19 protein-coding genes are annotated in these 20,759 nt (G+C 43.7%); 8 read left to right on the forward strand and 11 right to left on the reverse strand.

From position 1 onward, the window contains the following. Positions 1–131 precede the first annotated feature (131 nt). Positions 132–734 (forward strand): malate synthase, encoded by a 603-nt coding sequence (locus tag ACED60_RS05735; protein ID WP_102249384.1) that lies wholly within the window; start codon positions 132–134, stop codon positions 732–734. Positions 735–999: 265 nt separating this feature from the next. Here the strand turns inward: ACED60_RS05735 and ACED60_RS05740 are convergent, their stop codons facing one another. From ACED60_RS05740 to ACED60_RS05765, 6 genes are all read right to left on the reverse strand, one after another. Then, entirely contained in the window at positions 1,000–2,016 is a 1,017-nt protein-coding gene (locus tag ACED60_RS05740; protein WP_371727112.1) for a GGDEF domain-containing protein, read from the reverse strand. A gap of 401 nt (positions 2,017–2,417) precedes the next feature. Next, the gene (locus ACED60_RS05745; protein WP_004730009.1) at positions 2,418–2,630 is read right to left on the reverse strand and encodes a cold-shock protein; all 213 of its coding nucleotides are present in this window, start codon (positions 2,628–2,630) and stop codon (positions 2,418–2,420) included. A 361-nt stretch (positions 2,631–2,991) separates the two neighbouring features. Next, the gene (locus ACED60_RS05750; protein WP_371709548.1) at positions 2,992–4,269 is read right to left on the reverse strand and encodes a cytosine deaminase; all 1,278 of its coding nucleotides are present in this window, start codon (positions 4,267–4,269) and stop codon (positions 2,992–2,994) included. 9 nt (positions 4,270–4,278) lie between these two features. After that, positions 4,279–5,517: a cytosine permease gene (gene codB / locus ACED60_RS05755; RefSeq protein ID WP_032548041.1), complete on the reverse strand. Its 1,239-nt coding sequence runs from the start codon at positions 5,515–5,517 to the stop codon at positions 4,279–4,281. 837 nt (positions 5,518–6,354) lie between these two features. Then, entirely contained in the window at positions 6,355–7,479 is a 1,125-nt protein-coding gene (locus tag ACED60_RS05760; protein ID WP_371727113.1) for an HlyD family secretion protein, read from the reverse strand. After that, complete coding sequence (locus ACED60_RS05765) at positions 7,473–7,823, reverse strand: hypothetical protein (RefSeq protein ID WP_012600300.1); 351 nt, start codon at positions 7,821–7,823, stop codon at positions 7,473–7,475. The genes ACED60_RS05760 and ACED60_RS05765 overlap by 7 nt, the downstream gene beginning before the upstream one ends. 134 nt (positions 7,824–7,957) lie before the next feature. Between ACED60_RS05765 and ACED60_RS05770 the strand changes: the two genes are divergently transcribed. After that, positions 7,958–8,965, forward strand: coding sequence for an AraC family transcriptional regulator (locus tag ACED60_RS05770; RefSeq protein WP_017097042.1), 1,008 nt, complete (start codon positions 7,958–7,960; stop codon positions 8,963–8,965). Between the two features lie 6 nt (positions 8,966–8,971). On the opposite strand, the gene ACED60_RS05775 is transcribed toward ACED60_RS05770, so the two are convergent. Next, positions 8,972–9,874 carry an urea transporter gene (locus tag ACED60_RS05775; RefSeq protein WP_371727115.1) on the reverse strand — a complete coding sequence of 301 codons (903 nt, stop codon included), beginning with the start codon at positions 9,872–9,874 and terminating at the stop codon, positions 8,972–8,974. An 83-nt stretch (positions 9,875–9,957) separates the two neighbouring features. Beyond that, entirely contained in the window at positions 9,958–10,617 is a 660-nt protein-coding gene (locus ACED60_RS05780) for a pyridoxamine 5'-phosphate oxidase family protein (protein ID WP_371727116.1), read from the reverse strand. Between the two features lie 90 nt (positions 10,618–10,707). On the opposite strand from ACED60_RS05780, the gene ACED60_RS05785 reads away from it, so the two are divergent. Continuing rightward, entirely contained in the window at positions 10,708–12,165 is a 1,458-nt protein-coding gene (locus ACED60_RS05785) for a PLP-dependent aminotransferase family protein (RefSeq protein ID WP_009845689.1), read from the forward strand. A gap of 46 nt (positions 12,166–12,211) precedes the next feature. Here ACED60_RS05785 and yjeH read toward each other — a convergent pair whose 3' ends face one another. Continuing rightward, a complete protein-coding gene (yjeH, locus tag ACED60_RS05790) occupies positions 12,212–13,477 on the reverse strand; it encodes an L-methionine/branched-chain amino acid transporter (RefSeq protein WP_012600305.1) in 1,266 nt (421 codons plus the stop codon). A 243-nt stretch (positions 13,478–13,720) separates the two neighbouring features. Here yjeH and ACED60_RS05795 point away from each other — a divergent pair, with 243 nt between their 5' ends. The 3 genes from ACED60_RS05795 to ACED60_RS05805 all read left to right on the forward strand — a co-directional run bounded on the left by ACED60_RS05795 (position 13,721) and on the right by ACED60_RS05805 (position 15,938). Continuing rightward, positions 13,721–14,182 (forward strand): Lrp/AsnC family transcriptional regulator, encoded by a 462-nt coding sequence (locus ACED60_RS05795; protein WP_012600306.1) that lies wholly within the window; start codon positions 13,721–13,723, stop codon positions 14,180–14,182. Positions 14,183–14,275: 93 nt separating this feature from the next. Then, a complete protein-coding gene (locus tag ACED60_RS05800; protein WP_012600307.1) occupies positions 14,276–15,223 on the forward strand; it encodes a LysR family transcriptional regulator in 948 nt (315 codons plus the stop codon). 100 nt (positions 15,224–15,323) lie between these two features. Further along, on the forward strand, positions 15,324–15,938 hold the full coding sequence (locus tag ACED60_RS05805; protein WP_009845685.1) for a LysE family translocator: 615 nt from the start codon (positions 15,324–15,326) through the stop codon (positions 15,936–15,938). A gap of 109 nt (positions 15,939–16,047) precedes the next feature. Here ACED60_RS05805 and ACED60_RS05810 read toward each other — a convergent pair whose 3' ends face one another. After that, positions 16,048–17,211 (reverse strand): carboxylesterase, encoded by a 1,164-nt coding sequence (locus ACED60_RS05810; RefSeq protein WP_012600309.1) that lies wholly within the window; start codon positions 17,209–17,211, stop codon positions 16,048–16,050. 53 nt (positions 17,212–17,264) lie between these two features. Continuing rightward, complete coding sequence (locus ACED60_RS05815; RefSeq protein WP_029222888.1) at positions 17,265–17,495, reverse strand: hypothetical protein; 231 nt, start codon at positions 17,493–17,495, stop codon at positions 17,265–17,267. A gap of 276 nt (positions 17,496–17,771) precedes the next feature. Here ACED60_RS05815 and hcp point away from each other — a divergent pair, with 276 nt between their 5' ends. Both hcp and ACED60_RS05825 read left to right on the forward strand, forming a co-directional pair. Next, complete coding sequence (gene hcp / locus ACED60_RS05820) at positions 17,772–19,433, forward strand: hydroxylamine reductase (protein ID WP_012600311.1); 1,662 nt, start codon at positions 17,772–17,774, stop codon at positions 19,431–19,433. 112 nt (positions 19,434–19,545) lie between these two features. Continuing rightward, entirely contained in the window at positions 19,546–20,625 is a 1,080-nt protein-coding gene (locus ACED60_RS05825) for a hybrid-cluster NAD(P)-dependent oxidoreductase (RefSeq protein ID WP_065112734.1), read from the forward strand. Positions 20,626–20,759: the final 134 nt, after the last annotated feature.

Genomic DNA, 20,759 nt, shown 5'->3' on the forward strand with positions numbered 1-20,759 from the left:
GCTAGTCTACAAACTAAGCAATTCACAAAATGACAAATAAGTTAAACGTTAGTTTGGAGTAATTGCTCTAGGACACATTTTTGCTATAAAAATCGGTGAATGTTCACCGGGTTGGTCAAGAGGGAAAGACTATGAATATGCTGACATTCGATAAAACAGAAATCCAAAAACAAACAAAACCATTTATCGCTGAAGCTGTCTTTGCCGTGGAGACTATCAGTGCCAAACAGCAAACTGAGAAGCAACTCAAAGCGAAACAACTGCTAGATAGATTGTTTCCATTAGAGAACGGCTCACATCAAGATGTAACGAGCTACGTAGTTGATTACCGCCATATCATGGCTTATTTCAAAGATGGCCAACACAGCGGTCTAAAGCATCCTAAGCAGTTTGTAGCTTACATGGGTGAGAAGTGTGACCCAGACTCAATCTTGTTCCGAGATAGCAGTGGAAGCCATTTAGAAGTGATGTTTGGTTGTCATAAAGGGACGGGGTGCATTGAATTGGTCGATATCGACGATATTCAGTTAGAGTCATGCACTACTTTTGGCCAGTCACCAATGGAAGTGGTACAAACGAATACTGAGCGTCAAGGCATCACTACAGCAATACGTCACTGGATCAGCTTAGTTCAAGGTGATGAGAAGGGTAAACCAAAAGCATGCAGCGAAGACAAAGAGTTCCGAGCTAAGAGCGGTGAAGATTACTGTCTTAATTATTGCTACGCCCTTTAATGTCACAGCTACATCTTTGGCATTTATGAAAGATGTAGAACCAGTGTAGTGTTAAACACTCTGAATGTATTTAGCATTAAACACTGACGACTATGCATAAACGACAAAGCCCCAACGATTAACCTACTGGTTATTGATTGGGGCTTTTTGCTTTCGATGTTAATTACGAGTCTATTTTTGTGCCTAGAGCCTAGAGCCTAGAGCCTAGAAGTCAGGGTTTAGTAAGTACGCCGTTTAACTGTAAATTTGTTTAGATGATTGCAGACTACAGCGGCATCACTCTATTTCGACCAAGTGACTTCGCTTCGTAAAGTAGCTTATCAGCGCGTTCGATCAGTGATTGTGCCGATTCACCGGGTTCAAGCTCAGCAACACCAAACGATGCGGTGATGCTACCTACCTGTTGCCCGCTACGACGATCTTTAATCGATAGCTTTTCTAGAGAGCGGCGGTTGGTGTCTGCAAGCTGACGTGCAATGCGTAATGATTTGTTTGGCACGATTATCGCGAACTCTTCACCACCAAATCGGTAAGCAGAAATCCCTTCACGGCACATTTGTTTTAATTTGCGCGCAATGCCTTTAAGAACCATGTCGCCAAATAGGTGGCCATAAGTGTCGTTGAAGTTTTTAAAATGATCGATATCGAGAAGAATTAAACACAGAGGTTGTTTCGCTTCACACAAGGTTTCTATATCACGGTCGAAAGAGCGACGGTTATAGAGTGTCGTTGTGCTGTCAAAGAGTGCATCTTTCTGCACTTCGACTAGCTGAGACTTTAGCTTAGTGATTTCTGATGTCGCAGAATTCAACTGAGAATTTAAAAATTGAGTAGAGTGACGAATATGACGAGATTCAGAAACTAACTGACGAACTAAAGACATGACTTCATCGATCGATAAACTTTCATTGTCAACGCGGGCTAAATCTTCGAAGCTTTTATCAATCATCTCAGAAAAAGCAGAGGTATCGCTCAGTGTGTCATTCATCGAATTCGAAACTTCCGAGACCAACAATTCTAAATTGGCGCGGAGGTCATTGATATTCGTTTCAGACTTGCTAGCAACATAATTATTGTAAAGCTGCTCACCAACGGCTGGAGGACAAATGCCATAGTATTCCAAGATACCATCCATGTCTTTTGTCAGCTGTGGGATAGCATTGTCAACATAGGTGTACCAAAGTGCGTAATTTGCAGGTGTAGTAGACACCCGGTTCTTCATCATAAGAGGCACCGCTTTTTTTAGATTTGCGGTGGATTTTTGAAATTCGTCTTTTTTCATGATTTTTACTGCAGATACCAAACTAACTAAGCCACTGCGACCAAGATTAGCGGATTTTACCGATCTTTGCTTTAAAAATTATATAATTAATGGATGAGGATTGGGCAAACAACTCATTTTCATTATGGAAATCGATTGCATATTTATATCGAACAATAAGTAGGGCGTTATTTAACCAAAGAGGAGAGGTCCGGTTTTGGGGGGGGCGGCTGTTGGTGAGGGGGGCTGTAATACCAATCGCGGTCAATAATGGGTTAGCCAAGCTTGTTCAAACACTCTGCCGAAAATGGGTAACACGGGTGAGTGTGGAAGCGATAGTAACTCAGTGGAAGTTTTATTTCAGGCATAAAAAAGCGCCGATAAAAATCAGCGCTTTAAAATTCTTTTTAGCTAAAAGCTAATTATTGAGCAACAACGTTTGCTGCTTGTAGGCCTTTTTGACCGTTTTCAACTTCGAAAGAAACCTTTTGGCCTTCTTTCAGAGTTTTGAAACCTTCAGAAGCGATAGCACGGAAGTGTACGAATACGTCAGCGCCGCCGTTGTCTTGAGAAATGAAACCGAAACCTTTCTCTTCGTTAAACCATTTTACAGTGCCAGTATTTGTGTTAGACATAATTTGTCCCTTATTCATAAATTTTCTAAATTGTTGATTGCATTACTGCAATGCGCTGATAATTGAATTATTTAATATTGCTAAGAAATAAGGAAAAACTACTTACAAAAACGGGTAACGATTTTACATGTCATTTTTTACTATTCATCTAACTTAAATAACTCCGGCTAACAGAGCGAGTGCATGTTAACACAGTCTTTCGGGTTGTACACTCATTGATTGATAAATCAGCGAGTTTTTTTGTCATGTTGCGCTCGTTAACAAAAACTACCTACAACAGCTGATAGGTTTATAAAGTTACACGCCATGACAAAGTAAAAAGGAAGCCTAAGCCTCCTTTTCTTCGTTAGTATAGACGATATTATCGTTTGAAGTTGATATCTTCAGTCTTATCTAAATTAATTTTAGTCTTAGCTGGTTGAGTCTCTGCGATTATTTTTCCGTGGCGAATAGAGTACTGCACTGGAACTTGGCGACGTACTGCATCAAAACCGTTATCTGCAGGAAGAATTAGTAAGCTTCCTGGCTTACCTTCTTCAATGCCGTAGTTGTCTTGGATATGCAGTGTGCGTGCTGAGTTCTTGCTGATCAAATCAAGTGAGGTGTTGATTTGGTCGTAGCCCATCACTTGCGTTACGTGCAGTCCCATGTGCAGAACTTGAAGCATATTCGCTGTACCTAGTGGGTACCATGGGTCAAACACATCATCGTGGCCGAAACACACATTGATATTTGCTGCTAGCATTTCTTTAACACGCGTTACGCCACGACGTTTCGGGTAGTCGTCGAAGCGACCCTGTAAGTGAATATTCACTAACGGGTTAGCCACGAAGTTAATACCAGACATCTTCAATAGACGGAACAAGCGAGATGCGTAAGCACCGTTATAAGACCCCATTGCTGTGGTATGGCTTGCCGTTACCTTCTCACCCATTTCGAATTTGTGCGCAAGGGCTGCCAGCGTTTCAACAAAGCGAGATTGTTCATCGTCAATCTCATCACAGTGAACATCGATCAGGCAGTCGTACTTGCGTGCAAGATCGAACACGTAATGCAGAGATTCAACACCGTATTCACGAGTGAATTCGAAGTGAGGGATAGCACCGATAACGTCAGCGCCGATCTTCACTGCTTCTTCAAGCAACTCTTTGCCGTTAGGGTATGAAAGAATGCCTTCTTGAGGGAATGCAACGATCTGGATGTCGACCCACTCTTTCATCTCTTCACGAACTTCAACCATCGCTCTTAACGCAACGAGTGTTGGGTCTGACACATCAACGTGTGTACGAACGTGTTGAACACCGTTAGCTATCTGCCATTTCAGTGTTTGCTTGGCACGAGACTTTACGTCTTCGATTGATAGCAGTTCTTTACGCTCAGCCCAACGCTCAATACCTTCAAACAAAGTGCCAGAGATGTTCCAGTTAGGCTCACCAGCAGTTTGAGTAGTATCTAGGTGGATGTGCGGTTCACAGAAAGGAGTAACTGCAATGCCACCTTCAGCATCAAGGGTGTCGCCTTGATGATTGATTTGCGCGTCATTATCGAGAATGCGAGAAAATTGACCATTTTCAATCAGAATCTGTTTCAAGCCCTCTTGGTCTTGAAGTTTCGCGTTCTTGATTAATAAGGTTGTCATAGTGTGTCCTTAAGCGGCCTGAGATTTCAGAGCTTTTTTGTTCAATAGAGGATTAAGCACGAGGTAACTGATTGCACCACCTAACACTGCGTTCAAAGGAACAACGCCAGGTAGGAAGTGACCAGCGGCTACGCCTGTTGCTACCGCGATAATGCCAGCCCAGTTTACGGTTTGGAACTCTGCATTTGCAAAATCTTTGTAACGTTTACGGTTCGCGAAGAAGTCGGCGATGATTACGCCACCAATTGGTGGAATCGCCAGCGAAAGGAAGGTTAACCAACCAACGAAGTTGTTGTATAACCAAAGCGCGAAAATCGTACCGATAATGCCGTTAATGATAGACATTGTAGTACTTGAGCGACCAGTGATGTTAGATAAACCCAGACCCGATGCATAAAGTGCATTCTCATTGGTTGTCCAGATGTTCAAGCCAAGCACGATGATCGCTGGAAGCAGTAACCCTTGTGCAATCATCACATCTGAAATGTCTGATTGGCCTGTTGCTGCTGCACCGGCTGCGCCAAAGATAAACATCAGTGAGTTACCGATGAAGAACGCGACCATTGTGATTAATACTGCGCTCGCAGGCTTTTTACCAAAGCGAACAAAATCGGCCGTTAGCGTACCCGCACTAACAAATGAACCTACAACCATTGCAAGAGCCATTGAGAAGTCCATTGGTGTCTCTGGTTTAATTAGTTGCAGTTGTTCTAGTCCACCAACACTGTCTACCGCAGTCAGTACTGAGTAACCACCCAGAATCGCAATCGCAGGCACTGCAATCGCTGAAAGCACCATTAGCGCTTTAATGCCGAAGTACACTGTACCCGTCATCAACAAGCCAGACACGATAATCAAGGTGTTGGTATCAATGCCCGTTGCTTTTTGAACTGGAATAGCAAACATCGCAACACCCACACCAAACCAACCGACTTGTGTACCACCAAGTAGCGCAGAAGGAAGCCATGAGCCTTTAGTACCGAAAGAGAAACGAGCAAGAAGGTGAGTAGAGAGGCCAGTAGATGAGCCGATGTAGCCAAGAAAAGAAGTGTAAATACCGAGGATTAGGTTACCGATGAGAACGGCGAGGAAGAAATCGTTGAATGAAAGACCTGTCCCGAGTGAACCACCTGTCCACATACTTGCAGAGAAGAAAGTGAGTCCAAGCATTACCATGGTGAGTGAAGCAACTCCTTTCCTAGCCGATGTAGGAACCGGCCCTAGACTGTAGTTATTATCCGCAGCCATTTTTTACCTCCGCAATTGTTCAAAATTAAAATTAACGGTCGCCGTATTGCAGGCAAACGTGCGCATTATCGTGATATAAATAACATAGTCAATGCTAGTTTTGTCAATAAGCTCTCTATTAAGGCGGTTATGTTAAAAATAGACATTTAAAACATAAGGTTACTTTTCATATTTATTCTTAAAAAATAATTAGAAAACGTTTTCTATGGCATAGGTGATGAGCCAGAATTGAACTTCACTATGAATGCTGGCGATTATGGCTATGAATGAGTGTCTGTATATTGGATGGACGATGTTTCTTAAATTGCAGGCAAAAAAATGGCCAATCGCAATACTCGCAATTGGCCTATATATATCGTGAACAAGAAAGGTTCACTAACAACGTCAGTTGGCTAGGTGACCCTCGGCTTAAGAAGGGTCAATATGTACATTGCAGTTAGTGTGCCAACTTTTAAAGCAATGTAAAATGGGTGTTTTATAGCAATTTGGTGCGTATTTGAACGGTTTATTTGCATTTTGTAAATTGGTAGTTGCGTTTTGCAATTGCATTTTGCGATTTGTGTTGCTTGTCATTAAGGAATAAACGATAAAAGTGAATACTGAATACTGAATACTGAATACTGAATACTGCTTAGTTTCTTGATTTTTGCTGCACTGTCTGCAACTAACGGTAAAATAGATAAAAATCCCGTGCGATCTCAGATCTCACGGGCTTTGTATCGTTTATCTAAAACTAGTATTAGATCGAGTAGAAGAAGTATAACTGGGACTTCATTCTAATGATGATCCCGCGTATTACGTCTAGGAACGCCATAAAGCTGATCGGCTTCTCACCGCTTACCCAACTAACCCTACAGAGCCGACTGGAATATCGTAACCTTCCGCCTCGTCAATTTTTAAGTGGACAAAGTGGTGCTTGTTCTGAAGGTTTCGACCTGTGGTGACACGAACTTGTTCATCAATACCGAATAGGCTAGCTTGTGCTTCACCCGTCGCTTCAACAATGCCTTCTACGGTTGCGGAGAATATCTTGCCTGGGTATACCGCCGTTGCAAACTCAGCAGGCTGGCCCACTTTTACGTTACGAATAGCTTGGTGATTCACTCGCATTAACACGTATTTTTCTTCAGTGTACATTTGGATACGAGGCATCATTGATACTCGCTGTCCTTCACGAAGAATGAAATTAGTTACAAAGCCGTCAGTCGGCGCCGTTACTTTGGTACTGTTCAAATCCCATTGAGCTTGAGCCAATGTTGCTTTTGCCGAATCTACCTCAGTTTGTTTCTTACTGACGTTGGTTTCTGCCTTGTGGATGTTTAACTTCGCGTTCTCAGCATCAACTTCTTTCTTACTCAGTTGAGATTCCAACGTGGTGACGTTATACGTTGCCAAGTCTACCTTTGCCGTTTGTTGGTCGATGTCAGTCTCAGTAATCGTATGTTCTACCACTTTGTTTTGCTTTTGGTAACGGTCAAGTGTTTTAGATTGCAGAACAAGATCTGTTTTTGCTGATTCTATCTGAGCGACAGAGGCTTTGATATCTTCAAGCGCTGACTGATAGCTTACTTTAGCGATGCTCACTTCTTGGCGAGCGGTATCTAAAGCAACGTTCGCCGATTCAAGTTGCACGCTAGCCTTATCTCTCGCAATAACATATTTGGTGTCATCAATTTCGTAAATGAGCTGACCTTCAATCACGTCTTGGTTCGGTCTAATGTGAACCTTGGTTGTTTTGCCTGACACATTGGTTGAATCTGGACGTAGCTGAATGTGTGGTGATTGAACGACTGAACCTCCAGAGAGATCCATCGGCGTGTAGTTAATGAGTCCAACCCAAACAAACAATAACCATGATGTACCACCTAGATAAGAAAATGCTTTGGTGCCCTTATTCCATGGCATACCAATAAGCCTAAGTAGATAGATGAACAGTGCCCACAGAGCTAAGCCTTCTAACATGTTTGGCTCTCCCCATCTTGATCATTCTTAACTTGTTGTTCTGTTGGTTCCGCAGGTGCTTTCCATGTGTCTCTCAGGTTTATGATGGCTTTTTCCATATCAACAAACGCTAAAATGACGGCAAGTACCCATACCCAGTGCCATATGAAGCCAATCCAAGTTAAAGCTGTGATTAAACCGAGCTGGTGATGCTCTTTACTGTGGGCTTTATTGATTGGTAATTCATGAACACGCCAAAAGCCGTAACATGCAGCTGCGATTGTTGCGACCAACACAACGCCAGCTACGACGTGTAATGCGGTGTCTGCGCCTGTTCCAACAAATGGGACACTTAGTAAACTCATTGATCAACCCTAAGTAAAATTTGAACGCCGAGTGTGATGGAAGTTGGATTTACAGGTTGTAAATTTACTAATTACTTCGATAATGGCAATTATATGATTTGATCTATGATCTCCTTTCTAAGGGTTAGCGACTAATGAACAATTGTAACTTCTTAAGAGCGTTAGGGATTTTGGGTATTTATCAACACGCTGTCACAAACCCTGTGGTTAATACGGAGCGTTTAGGTATTCCGAAGTCTGTGTTTACTAACTCAATGAATCTTATTCCGGTCAATGAAGTCGATAAATGGTATGGGTTTCTTGAACAGCAAACTAATGATCCAGATATTATTCTGAAACTGTCTGACCGAGTGGATATTGAAAAATTAGGCCCGTTAACCAACTGGTTTTTTTCTGGACATGATCTTGCTTCTACGATCCGCCGAGTGAACATCGGCCTGCATTGTTTACAGTCTGGTGCGTTCTTATACGGTGCACAGGTAGGGACAATGATTAAATGGTGCTACGACAATCCTGCTTACTCAGAAACGGGTAAAGTGCATGACTCAATAAGAGTCGCGGTTTTCATTATGAAGATTTTACGTCGATATTTGGGTGATGACTTTAAACCCGTTGCGGTTTCAATAGCAGGTCGTCGAGAGAATGTTGACCTCTACCATGAATATTTCGGCTGTACGATTCAATGGGGACAGCCTCGCACAGAGGTTTGGATCCCGAGTGAATCGAGGTTATCCATCAATCAATCACTATCGAACAGTAAAGCAAATCTGGCGATGAACTTTCATGACTTGGATAACTATCTAAACATGCCAGATGCTGGTGATGAACATAAGGTCACCTATGAGATGATCAACTACAGTCGCCACTTTGGTTTACCAACCCTTCACAAGGTTTCCAGTTTATTAGGGCTCTCTGAGCAGCAGTTTCAACGCCGTTTGCATAAATCGGGCATCAATTTTTCTACCATTATGGGGTATGCGTTAAGCAACGTGGCGGTAGAGCTACTGATGTATTCAGTGCCAGTGGAAGAGGTCTCGAAGAGGTTAGGTTATACCAACGTCGCGAGCTTTAATCGGATGTTTAAGAAACATCGAGGTTTGACGCCTAAGCAGTATATTGAGCGTTTTGATAGTCAATACTGATCATCATTAGTCTTCATCTAGCTTTTTAAAATGAGTGGATAGGTAAACGATTATCCAAGTGCTAAGGACAAAAGGCGCGGTAAGTGGTAGCAGTGACAGTTCATGAAAACCAAGTGTGATGAGACAGCTCAACAGCATGCCTAATAGGATTAACGGCCAAGGAATTCGCGGATAGAGCACAAGTGCTAGAGTGGCAAGAGTGGCGTTGTACCCGTAAAGACCTTGCTCAATTAGCGCGCCAGAAGCGCCAATCATGTGGCTAAAAACAGTGCTGATTAACACTGTGAGTACTACCCATAGCGCATGCTTGATATTGTTGAGTGCGATGGCAACCAAGATGACTAGACCCGATAGTGCATTATCGATAAAGCTGACTTGGCTGATCCCTTTCAATAACGGGAGCACCGCTGTTGGTAAGCTGAACCACGAGTCTACCTCAAGACTGATGATGGGTATCAATGCGGAGTTGGATGGAGAAAATGCCGATAGATCCAAGGCTGATTGGATAGCATAAATCAGCCAACTGGTGAGGATAAAGGCACTAGTGTAACCGCGATATTTCTTAAAACTGAATACGATGCGGGCAATAGGTACTGTGAGTAATACGCCTAACATTGTCACTACAACCAAAAATGGGGTGACACCAAAAAAGTTACCGATAAATAAACCAACTAAAGCGCCATTTAGCGCATACATGCCATTCTCAATATCATGAGACGGTTTATTGGTCAGTAAGGCAAATCCATAGCTGCAACTGGCGCCAAACAAGGTAAGAAAAGCCAGCGCAAGTGACTCAATAGAAATGGCAAACAATAGCAGAAACGACGTCATGACCGACGGAGTGAAATAGACTTGCCCAATGCCATTGAGCAAGCCTTCAAATGGTAGAATATCCTTATTCGTTCTCATCGTCTGACTACATTCTTTTGCTATGTTGAATCTTTTGTAGCTCAGATTGTATGCAATTTTATTAAGTTGACCATCTTTGCGTATCAATTCTGATACCAGCGCTCACCATAGGCTTGTTGGTAATCTGGTGTTTCAATGATGCCTTCTTGCTCTGGAACGGTTTCTAATGGCCCAACGACCGTTCGATAAGGTAATACGCCAGCCCATACCGGGATATCCATATCAGCTTTATCATCATTCACTCCATGTTTACCTATCTTCACGGAGGCTTCTGTTAAAGGGATCGCCAATAGCTCGGTGGCGGTGAGCTCTTTCTCATTACTGAGCCTGACTTCGTCGGTTCTTCCCGGCGCGATTTGCTCAATGAAGATGTTCAATAAGCGATCTTTTTCTTGGTTGTCATCGATGACTGAAAATGACCCCAACACCACTGCAGAACGATAATGCGCACTGTGGTGAAATGCCGAACGAGCTAACACCCAACCATCGAACAAAGTGAACGTTAAACAGGTTGGCTCTCCTTTTTTTAAGCCTTTCAACAAGCGGCTGTTTTTAGCACCATGGATGTAGACCATATCATCCACTCGCCACGCGAGCATTGGAATAACCATTGGTCCATGTTCGCCTTGCAATGCAATGTGTGCGATTAAGCTCTCATCTATGATTTGATGAAGTTTCTCTTGTTCAAATACGGCTTTGTGAGCCCCTTTTTTAATCGTGGTTTTTTTCGTGCTAGATAACATAATCGCTCCTTAATCATTGCCTTTTGATTAATGTAGCGATTAACTGGTCTATTAAATAGAGCCACTTTTAAACACTATTTGGATCCAGTTATGCAGCCTATTGATGTCGGTGACCTACAGTTAGACGAGCAACATGACACGCGTCAAACCGCCTTGTTTCATGCGATCAGAGAAAAGATTGTTCAAGATTTATGGAGTAAGGGCAGTAAGTTACCCTCAACGCGTAAGTTGGCCGTAGAACTGTCGGTAAGTCGAAATACGGTGATTTATGCGTACGAGCAACTGGTCACCGAAGGCTATATCGAGAGTAAGCAAGGCTCAGGGTTTTATGTCTCGGTTGAACAACCAGAGCACTTTCTAAGTTTGTCTCAGCCAAACAGTGTTCAGGATCCGAAGGTTAAACAAACAGTCAGTAAACCGGCTGCAAACATAGCGACACCTAACGACATTAACCGCAGCTTTGCCCCCGGAGTTCCTGACTTAGATGCGTTCCCTTTTGCGAAATGGCAGAGGCTGCTGCAACGTCACTCTACACGTCAGAACATAGCGGGAAATCAAGAGGTTCAGGGAAGCTTGGCCTTGAGGGAAGCATTGAGCGGGTATCTTGCGAGTAGTCGCTCGGTTCACTGCAGTACCGATAGAATTATCATCACCGCAGGTGCGCAGCAAGCCATCTCAATTGGTTTGATGGCGACGTTAGCTATGGGGGACAAAATCCTTGTGGAAGAGCCCGGCTATCGACAAGTGCATAAAATCATCGATCTGTTGAGGCTAGAGCTAGACGGTGTGAGTGTGCGTGAAAAGGTTGGGTTAGATATTGAAAAAGTGCTGTCCAGTAACGCCAAGGCTCTGTATGTCACGCCGAGTAACCAATACCCAATGGGCACGACCTTGAATACCGAGCAACGACTTAAACTGATCGATTGGGCCAATCAACATCAGTCATGGATCATTGAGGATGATTACGACAGTGAGTTTCAGTTTGCTCATCGCCCTTATACCAGCATGCAAGGGTTAGCGGGAAAGTTAGGGTTCGATGATCGCATCATCTATGTCGGATCCCTGAGTAAGGTGATGTTCAATGGCTTGCGACTAGGTTATTTGGTGGTGCCAGAAAGTCTGGTGGCGAAGTGTCTTGAGATTAAAGATGCGCTCACTGGAGACACGGCCTCACATACACAAGAAGCGCTGGCGGACTTTGTACGTGAAGGCGATTTATTGCGCCATATTAGAAAGATGCGTCGTTCATACAAACTCAAGCATGAAGCGATGATAGAAGCGATTAAAAGTGAGTTTCATGGCGATCTTGAAGTGATCAGTCAGGCTGCTGGGCTACATGTGACAGTGAAGTGGTATCAAGGGATATCTGAACATGAGTGGAGCCGTAGAGCAGAGTTTGAAAATATCATCATTCGTCCTTTTGACTTTTATGAATATGGATCAAGTGATGCTCGTGATTGGAGTGGTGCAGTGCTGGGGTTTGGTAATATCCGACTGGCTGACATAAAGCCGAAGATCAAACAGATCGCTCGGCTTTTTTATCAGTAATATTGGTAGGGCTTGTTTACAATTTTCTGATTCATCACTAATCGAGTTACAACTTGTCGATAGAGACGGTGGGTTTACCCAACCATTTGCGCCAAGGGAGTGACAATGTCACAAAAACAGTCACTGCATAGAGCATCGACCAACTTAGGCAGATAAACACCAAGGTACAGATGACCAGTGAAATCATGGCTGTGTATCTCGATGCGCCAGTCAGTAATCGGCAGGCCGCTAACATCGCAAGCAGATAAACTAGAACAAAAATACCATTGGCGAGTTTAAGAAAGAATTCGAGATCCAAATTAGACAGCTCGCCGATTACACACGAAATAAGCGCAATAAAGCCGATTGCTAAGGTTGGATAAAGTGGTACGCCACGGCTGTTGAGCTGCGCCATTTTATTGGTCGGAGTGTGTTGGCGAGCTTGAGCCCAAATCATGCGAGACAAGCTTTGGGTGTAAAGGTTTAGGCTAGCAAAACAAGCAAAGAAGCCAAGTACACTGATGACGGTTTTAAAGCCATTGCCAAACAGTTGCTCTGTCACCCACGGGATAGAGGCAGCATCAAATTCCGGCGAACCATAAGCGCCTAGCTTGATAATAACCACTGAACAAGCCCAGTACACCAAGCCTGCAACGAAACACCCGGTAATGATGGCGATGGGGAAGTCACGCTGTGGATTCTTAAATTCCTCTCCCATGTGAGCAAAGGCTTCGATTCCTACAAAGCACCAAAACATAACCGCCAGTGCTGCACCAATAGACCACATTGAATCGGATGTCATAGTCGGAACTGCGATGTCAGCTGCTGTGATGTCGGCTTTCCAGACAAAAGCGCTGACTAAAGCAAAAATCGACAAGGCAATCACGGTTTGCAAGCGGCCTGAAGACTTACTGCCCATCAAATTGACGGCAATAAGCAGAGCGATGGTAAAGGATTGAGCACCTAATGGTGTGTCGAGTGGTGCTGGTAATAGTTGTTGAGCAAAGCCACCTGCCAATGCAATCGCCGCCGGAATACCGACAGGAATAACACTCACAAACAACCAAGCTACACTGGTTTCTAATCGCTCGCTGAATGCTTGGCGCACAAAATAGGCCGTGCCTCCTGCATTGGGGTAGCGTTTCCCTAATGCTGCGAAGGTTAGTGCAATCGGGCAAATGGCGATAAACAGGATTAACCATGCTAATAGCGATAACTGCCCTGCAATGCCTGCTGCGATAGCTGGGATCATAAACAATCCTGTGCCAAGCAAGGTCGTAGAGAGTTGTCCAATTCCTGAAATAAGCGTGATTTCTTGTTTGAGTTGCGTCATTCGCTGTCCTTGCTATTGGCTTTGATATCGGTTTTATGGTGCAGTCTTGTGAGGCTGAGATTGAAAGCATACATTGTCGACATCAATAATACAGCTAGCGAAACGTCTTAAGACACCGTCAATTTAACGGTATTAATTTGATTAAGCGTGAAAGTGTCGGCGGTCATAATGGCTGTTATAAGTAGGAAAGTTGTGTCAAATTAGGCGTTATAAATAGAACAATAAATGGAAAAAATCAGAAGCATGGATAAATTTGATCGCCAAATTTTAGATATTCTAAAAACTAACGCTCGATGCTCAGTGAGCGATATCGCCAGAGATGTCAGCCTGTCTCGCTCTGCAGTGAACGCCAGAATCAAGAAGCTGGAAAACGATAAGATCATTACAGGATATAGTGCACAGGTGACCGAGCCTGATTTACCGAAGAACGTTGGCGCTTATATCTCTTTGAAGTTTGACATGTCGAGCAGTAACCATAATTGTGAGTCTTACGCTAAAAATATCTACGCTATTGATGGTGTGCAGTGGTGTCACTCTATCAGCGGTGAGACCGACATGATGCTTTATGTTGAAGTTGAAAGCATGGAGCGTTTGAACCAAATTCGCGACCAGCTGCAAGGCTATCCTGAACTTCGACATCTTATGACTCATACTGTCTTAACTGAATTCTTCAACAAGCAAACTTCGTCTTTTAATATGTCTTGAGTTAATACCGCTTACCTTCACCGTGTCGTCATTTGTCCGTACTTACTCAACTTATTGTTACTCACTCTATTTTTATTGGCTCTAAGGTTGCTGATGTTAGGTAATATCAATTTAAATTTACTGCGGTCGCTGCATGTGCTTCTTGAAGAGTGCCATGTCAGTCGAACAGCTCAGCGTCTGCACATCACGCAGTCGGCTGTGAGCCGTCAACTGGCTCAGCTTAGAGATCTATGTGGTGATCCTCTTCTGGTTCGCGATGGGAACAAACTGGTTCCAACCAACCGTGCTTTGTTGCTTAAAGGCAAGCTCGATGACTTGCTGGGCGAGTTTGACCACCTCTTAGATGACAAGCCATTTGATCCACAAGATTGGCAAGGTGAATTGGTGTTGGCTTCGAGTGATTATGTTGCTCAGTATATCTTGCCCATTATTGTGTCCGAGGTGTCGAAGGACGCGCCCCATATCAACTTGGCTTATCGTTTGTGGCAGCCTAACTTTCTTGAAACGCTCAATGAATCAGGTATTCACTTGGCGTCGAGTATGTTCCCCAAAAAGCCAGATCATGTCTCAAGTATCAAGCTCGGAGAGGATAAGTCGGTGTGTTTGATGAGAGCCTCTCATCCGCTGGCTAAGCAATCAGCCATAAGCTCGGAAGACATCGTGAATTACTCACATATCAAAGTCACGGGTGGGGGAGACAAAGACAGCTATTCGGATATTGCGTTAAAGAAACAGGGACATAAACGCAGAATCGCATTGCAGGTACCGTTCTTTTCATCGGCGGGAAACGTGTTAATGCAAGACGACTACTTGATGATTGTGCCGGAGCATATTGCTTACAACTTGGGTCGACATCTCGATGTCGCTTACTTTTCGCTGCCGTTTGAGACAGAAATGCATACCTATTGGCTGATGTGGCATCCTAAGTATGACAACGACTCTGCCCATAAATGGGCTCGAGAGAAAGCGTTTAAAGCCATCCAAAAGTCGAGTTACAATATAAGTATGATTTCAAATCATACCAGTGATGATAATCTTTGATTTCAAATAATACCTACTGCGGCTTATTGTAAGCGCTAAGTATTGAGTATTAATTGTAGAGTGTTCAGCTGGAACGCTTTGTTTTACTAGGAATGGAATGATGACAGTAACAATTTGGTTTTCTTTATTAGCGATTTGCTTATTGGGTGCAATGTCTCCGGGCCCAAGCTTGGCGATGATCGCTAAGCACAGTTTGGCTGGTGGCCGTATGAACGGACTTATCGCAGCTTGGTCACACGCTGCGGGTATAGGTATCTACGCGTTCGCAACCATTGTCGGTTTAGCCGTTGTGCTTGAGCAATCACCAATGTTGTTCAAAGGGATCAGTTTAGCGGGTGCCGCGTATCTGCTCTATCTCGGTGTAAACGCGTTGCGTTCGAAAGGTGGAGTTGCCGCGAAATTGGAAGCGGGTGAACAGATGAGCTACATGCAGTCTGCTCGCGAAGCTTTCTTGATCTCTATCTTGAGCCCTAAGATCGCTCTGTTCTTTATCGCTCTATTTAGCCAATTTGTGGCGTTAGGTAATGAACTGAGCAATCAAGTGATTATTGTCTCAACGCCGCTGATTGTTGATGGCCTTTGGTATACCTTTATCACTTTGGTGCTCTCTAGCCCGTTGATCGTAGAGCGCATTCGAGCAAAAGCGCAGTTGATCGATCGATTATCAGGCGTGGTGTTGATTTTGCTCGCTGTGCGCGTGGTGTGGACGATATAGCGGTAGTCCATATATTGGTAAGAAACGATATCCATTAAAAAGGCTCACTAGACGTTATCTATTGAGCCTTTTTGACTTCTATGGATTGGTTTCGAAAGACTTGAGCTTGTTAGCCTTCTGAATTCAGCACCGCATCGAGCTTTTCCATGGAATCTGAAAAGTACGGGTTGTAGGTCAAACGCGCATGGTTTTTACCTTCTTCACGATATCCCCACGCTGAGTACCACACTTCACTTGTCGCGTTGCACTGTGCTTCAAAACCTTCCTCTTGACCATTGGAGCAGATCTTCTCGCTACCATTGATCCCGTAGTAAGGATTGCTTGGCGAGAACAGTAAACCCATATGAGAGCCGTTCGAAATACGTTGCTCTGGGATCTTCATGCTGTATTGAACAGCGCGAGGATCGTCAAGTGTGGTTTCCCCTTGCCAAATCAACACGTTATTTGGGTTTGGCATGGATTCCGTAAATGCCTGCTGAACGAAGTGGGTATCAATGACACTGTCGCCTTCACTCATCATAATAAACACGGGCTTATCAAAGTGTTTGTCTTGAAGGCCCTCACGAACCACTTCTGAGGTTTGGTAGTAAACCGAAGCACCATTCATTGGCAGTGAGTTATAGCGAAGTACATTGTCTTCAGGATCTTGATCCGCCCAAGTGACAAAATAGCTTGCTAGCTCCGCATATTGAACTGCAGAAGAGCTCGGTTGAAACGCAGGAGAGAACAACAGTAACCCAGAGATCTTAGGATCGTTCATCGCCTGTGAAGTCACAAGGTTCGCACCTGTTGAATAACCGCCAAGCCACACAGAATCATACTCTTGCTCCAATAGCTTCGTATGATGAGCTACAACACCTTGCCAATCTTCTAAGCTTGGTTGCATTAAGTCACCGACACGACTGCCGTGGCCCGGTAGCAATACCGTTCTCACTAGGTAGCCTTGTTCTGCTAAGTGCGTTGCGATGTCTTTAAATGAGTACGGAGAATCACCTAAACCATGTACCAATAAAACTGCCTTACCGTTAGGTGCCGCAGGTTTGTATTCGGTGGGTGAATTGAGTCGAATCTCTAGCTGCTTGTCTTTGGTCATGAATACACGGTTTTTCAATAACCAATCTTGAGTTTCATTGACGTAGGCATCAAAGCTGTCTTGCTGATATTCAGGCAAGTTTGGAGATGTTTCGTAAGCAGGTATCGTTGTCTCGTTGGAACAACCAACGAGACTTAAAGTCGTTAAGGCGAGTAGCGTTAGAATGGTATTTCTATGCATTTTTTGATGTTGTCTCTGTTGTTCTTTTACTATGTCTGAAACTGAAGTTTAGATTACTTTCTGCTTGAAAGGTCTTCGTATTCACCTTCAATAACACCGGCATCACTGGTAGATGATTGACGTGTGTTCATGTGAGCTCCGAAACCCTGTTTTTTCATTTGATTCTGAATGCGCTTGCCAGTGATTAAAGCTGCAATAGCTAAAGGAATAGCAAGAATCAAGCTCGTGAATAACGCCAATAGGCCAGTAAACAACGCAACAATCGTAACTAATATATTTTTCATATTCATTCCTCTTTTCTCTATGTTGTTACTATATCGCTTCCATTCTGAACGAAACATGAACACCGTTAATAAATATCAGAGAGTCACTATGACACAGGTGTGTGTGGATTGAGAGTTTATATGTAGTCATAATCACGCACTAAAATTATGGAATAACAGTAAGTTCCATAAAATCAATAACTTAAAATTTGGCACGCTTGATGCTCTATAGGGGTTGGAATAAGTCACTGTAAGCAAAGTACTTACAGCTAATAAAAAATTACTGGAGCCCCTTATATGTTCTGTATTCAATGTGAACAAACAATTCAAACCCCAACCGTAAAAGGCTGTTCTTTCGCACAAGGCATGTGTGGAAAAACCTCGGAAGTATCCGACCTTCAAGACGTGTTGGTGCATTCTCTTCAAGGCGTTTCTTTTTGGGCAAGCTTAGGTCGCGCTTGCGATGTTATTGATACAGAAGTTGATGAGTGGGCGCCAAAAGCGTTCTTCGCAACACTGACTAACGTTAACTTCGACCCTGCTCGTATTATCGAATTCGCACAACAGTCTCATGAATTCAAGCAGCGTTTAGAGCAAAAAGTTCGTGCAGCAGCAACATTGATTGGTTTTGAAATTCCAGAGCTTTCTGCAGCAGCACAGTTCGATCTTCCAACAGATTCTTCAGAGCTATTGGCACTTGCGCCTCAAGCTGCTGTAAACCGTGGTCACGATTCTCAACACGAAGATGTGATTGGTCTTCGTCTTCTTTGCCTATACGGCTTAAAAGGTGCGGCAGCCTACATGGAGCACGCTCGTGTTCTTGGTCAAACTGATGACGCTATTTTTGCTGAATACCATGAAATCATGGCGTTCCTAGGTACAGATCCATCCGATCTAAAACAGTTACTTGATACATCAATGCAGATTGGCTTGATGAACTACAAAGTAATGGAAATGCTAGACAAAGGCGAGACAGATACCTTTGGTCACCCTCAACCAACAACCGTGAATGTGAAGACTAAAAAAGGTCACTGTATTCTTGTTTCTGGTCACGACTTACATGATCTAGAAAAGATTCTTCAACAAACTGAAGGCAAGGGCATCAACGTTTACACTAACGGTGAGATGCTACCAGCACACGGTTACCCAGAGCTAAACAAGTACCCACACCTTGCGGGTAACTACGGCAGCGCTTGGCAGAACCAGCAAAAAGAATTCGCTAACTTCCCTGGCGCAATTGTAATGACGTCTAACTGCCTGCTTAACCCTGATGTAGGTTCTTACGCAGACCGTCTATTTACACGCAGCATCGTGGGCTGGCCGGGTGTTGATCACCTTGAAGGCGACGATTTCAGCGCAGTAATTGATTGTGCACTAGCGCAAGAAGGTTTCAAACACGACGAGATCGAGCAAATGATCACTGTCGGTTTTGGTCGTAACGCGCTGATGGAAGCGGCACCTGCGGTTGTTGAGCAAGTGAAAGAAGGCAACATCAAACACTTCTTCCTAGTGGGTGGTTGTGACGGTGACAAATCTGAACGTAGTTACTACACAGACTTCACAGCTCAAGCGCCAGAAGATTCAGTAATCCTGACATTGGCATGTGGTAAATTCCGTTTCAACAAAAACCAATTCGGCGACATTAACGGTATCCCACGTCTGTTAGATGTTGGCCAATGTAACGATGCTTACTCTGCGATTCAGCTTGCTATCGCACTGTCTCAAGAGTTTGATTGTGGTATCAACGAACTTCCGTTAACGCTGGTTCTATCTTGGTTCGAGCAAAAAGCGATCGTTATCTTGCTTACTCTGTTCGCTCTAGGTGTGAAAGGTATCTACACAGGCCCTACAGCACCTGCGTTCCTAACTGAAAACCTACTTAAGATTATGCAAGACGAGTTCGATATGCGTTCTATTTCAACGCCAGAACAAGATCTTAAAACAATCTTAGCGGCTTAATTTAAGCCAACCTGAAGCCTCGTTGTTGTGACGTTTTTAATAAAACAAACAGCTGCGAGGCTTTTTAGATTTAAATCTTTAGTCATTTAATCATCAGTAAGGTGCGTGAACTATGTATGCATGGTCGGACAGCGATTCAATCAATTTAGTGTGTTTAAAGAAATGGCACGAGACGCCAGATACGGTCAGCTTTGAACTTGGCAGTATTCCACAAGACTTACATTTCAATTTTAAACCAGGGCAATTCATTACTCTGGGTTTAGATATGCCGACGAAAACCGATTATCGCGCCTATTCTGTGGCTTCTTGTCCTGAAGATAATCGCCTGAAGCTCACGGTGAAACGTGTGGAAGGTGGCTTGGTTTCGAACTTTATTGTTGATGAGCTTGATGAAGGTGATGAGGTTTCAGTATTGAAGCCTGCTGGCGCGTTTAACTGTATTGATTGCATGCCGACAGCAACGAAAAAAGTGACGTTAGTGAGTGCAGGTTGCGGTATTACACCTGTGATGGCGATGGCAAAATATTGGCTGGCTCAAGGTAGTGATATTGAGATCGACTTCGTCCACATGGCACGCAATAAGCGTGAGACCATTTACTTTCAAGAACTGCATCAATTAGATGAGGCGCACAGCAACTTCAATCTTAAATTGCTGCTAAAAGACAGTGAAGGAACACTAGCTCCTCAAGGTCGATTAGATAAGAATTGGTTAGTAAAACTAAGCCCAGATATTTTAGACCGAACTGTTTATCTGTGCGGCCCAGTTGGCTTTATGCAAAACATAGAAAGCTACCTGAAAGAACTAGAATTCAACATGGAAAATTTCTATCAAGAAAGTTTCACGCCAGCGAACCCAAACACGGATTCATTGGCCAATAGCAATACAGCTTCAGAAGAGTCACAAGCGGAAGCGTCTGCAGATTCAAATGGTGCCGTTAAGGTGTTTGTTCCTGCATTTGGCGCAGAAGTAGAAGCGGAAGCGGGTACACCATTGGCTGATTCATTAGAGAAAGCTGGCGTTCCGATTATTATTGCTTGTCGCAGTGGGATTTGTGGTTCTTGCAAGTGCAAGGTAACCAAAGGTTCAGTGGAATCAAGCAGCCAAGAAACATTGACGCCAGAACAGATTGAGCAAGGTTATGTCCTTGCGTGTTCGAGTACGATTCAGTCAGATGTTGAGGTTGAGCTGTAGCAGATGTGAAGTCGAGCTTTGTTAGAACGGTAAAAACAAAGTTGGCATAATAGAGACCAAAATTAAAGTAACAGATGTAAAAAGGCCACTTAGATCAGATAGAGAGAGCAGATCTAAGTGGCAACCTTCCTGTT

Source organism: Vibrio sp. 1F279, assembly GCF_041439815.1.
Classification (GTDB): Bacteria; Pseudomonadota; Gammaproteobacteria; order Enterobacterales; family Vibrionaceae; genus Vibrio; species Vibrio tasmaniensis_A.

Bases quoted from the DNA above. Each gene is read 5' to 3' on its own strand.
- ACED60_RS05800 (WP_012600307.1), top strand. From the start codon at position 14,276: ATGTTAGGTAATATCAATTTAAATTTACTGCGGTCGCTGCATGTGCTT.
- ACED60_RS05750 (WP_371709548.1), bottom strand. From the start codon at position 4,269: ATGACAACCTTATTAATCAAGAACGCGAAACTTCAAGACCAAGAGGGC.
- ACED60_RS05810 (WP_012600309.1), bottom strand. From the start codon at position 17,211: ATGCATAGAAATACCATTCTAACGCTACTCGCCTTAACGACTTTAAGT.
- ACED60_RS05775 (WP_371727115.1), bottom strand. From the start codon at position 9,874: ATGAGAACGAATAAGGATATTCTACCATTTGAAGGCTTGCTCAATGGC.
- ACED60_RS05740 (WP_371727112.1), bottom strand. From the start codon at position 2,016: ATGAAAAAAGACGAATTTCAAAAATCCACCGCAAATCTAAAAAAAGCG.
- ACED60_RS05815 (WP_029222888.1), bottom strand. From the start codon at position 17,495: ATGAAAAATATATTAGTTACGATTGTTGCGTTGTTTACTGGCCTATTG.
- ACED60_RS05785 (WP_009845689.1), top strand. From the start codon at position 10,708: ATGCAGCCTATTGATGTCGGTGACCTACAGTTAGACGAGCAACATGAC.
- hcp (WP_012600311.1), top strand. From the start codon at position 17,772: ATGTTCTGTATTCAATGTGAACAAACAATTCAAACCCCAACCGTAAAA.
- ACED60_RS05805 (WP_009845685.1), top strand. From the start codon at position 15,324: ATGACAGTAACAATTTGGTTTTCTTTATTAGCGATTTGCTTATTGGGT.
- yjeH (WP_012600305.1), bottom strand. From the start codon at position 13,477: ATGACGCAACTCAAACAAGAAATCACGCTTATTTCAGGAATTGGACAA.
- ACED60_RS05745 (WP_004730009.1), bottom strand. From the start codon at position 2,630: ATGTCTAACACAAATACTGGCACTGTAAAATGGTTTAACGAAGAGAAA.
- ACED60_RS05765 (WP_012600300.1), bottom strand. From the start codon at position 7,823: ATGAGTTTACTAAGTGTCCCATTTGTTGGAACAGGCGCAGACACCGCA.
- ACED60_RS05795 (WP_012600306.1), top strand. From the start codon at position 13,721: ATGGATAAATTTGATCGCCAAATTTTAGATATTCTAAAAACTAACGCT.
- codB (WP_032548041.1), bottom strand. From the start codon at position 5,517: ATGGCTGCGGATAATAACTACAGTCTAGGGCCGGTTCCTACATCGGCT.
- ACED60_RS05780 (WP_371727116.1), bottom strand. From the start codon at position 10,617: ATGTTATCTAGCACGAAAAAAACCACGATTAAAAAAGGGGCTCACAAA.
- ACED60_RS05735 (WP_102249384.1), top strand. From the start codon at position 132: ATGAATATGCTGACATTCGATAAAACAGAAATCCAAAAACAAACAAAA.
- ACED60_RS05760 (WP_371727113.1), bottom strand. From the start codon at position 7,479: ATGTTAGAAGGCTTAGCTCTGTGGGCACTGTTCATCTATCTACTTAGG.
- ACED60_RS05770 (WP_017097042.1), top strand. From the start codon at position 7,958: ATGAACAATTGTAACTTCTTAAGAGCGTTAGGGATTTTGGGTATTTAT.
- ACED60_RS05825 (WP_065112734.1), top strand. From the start codon at position 19,546: ATGTATGCATGGTCGGACAGCGATTCAATCAATTTAGTGTGTTTAAAG.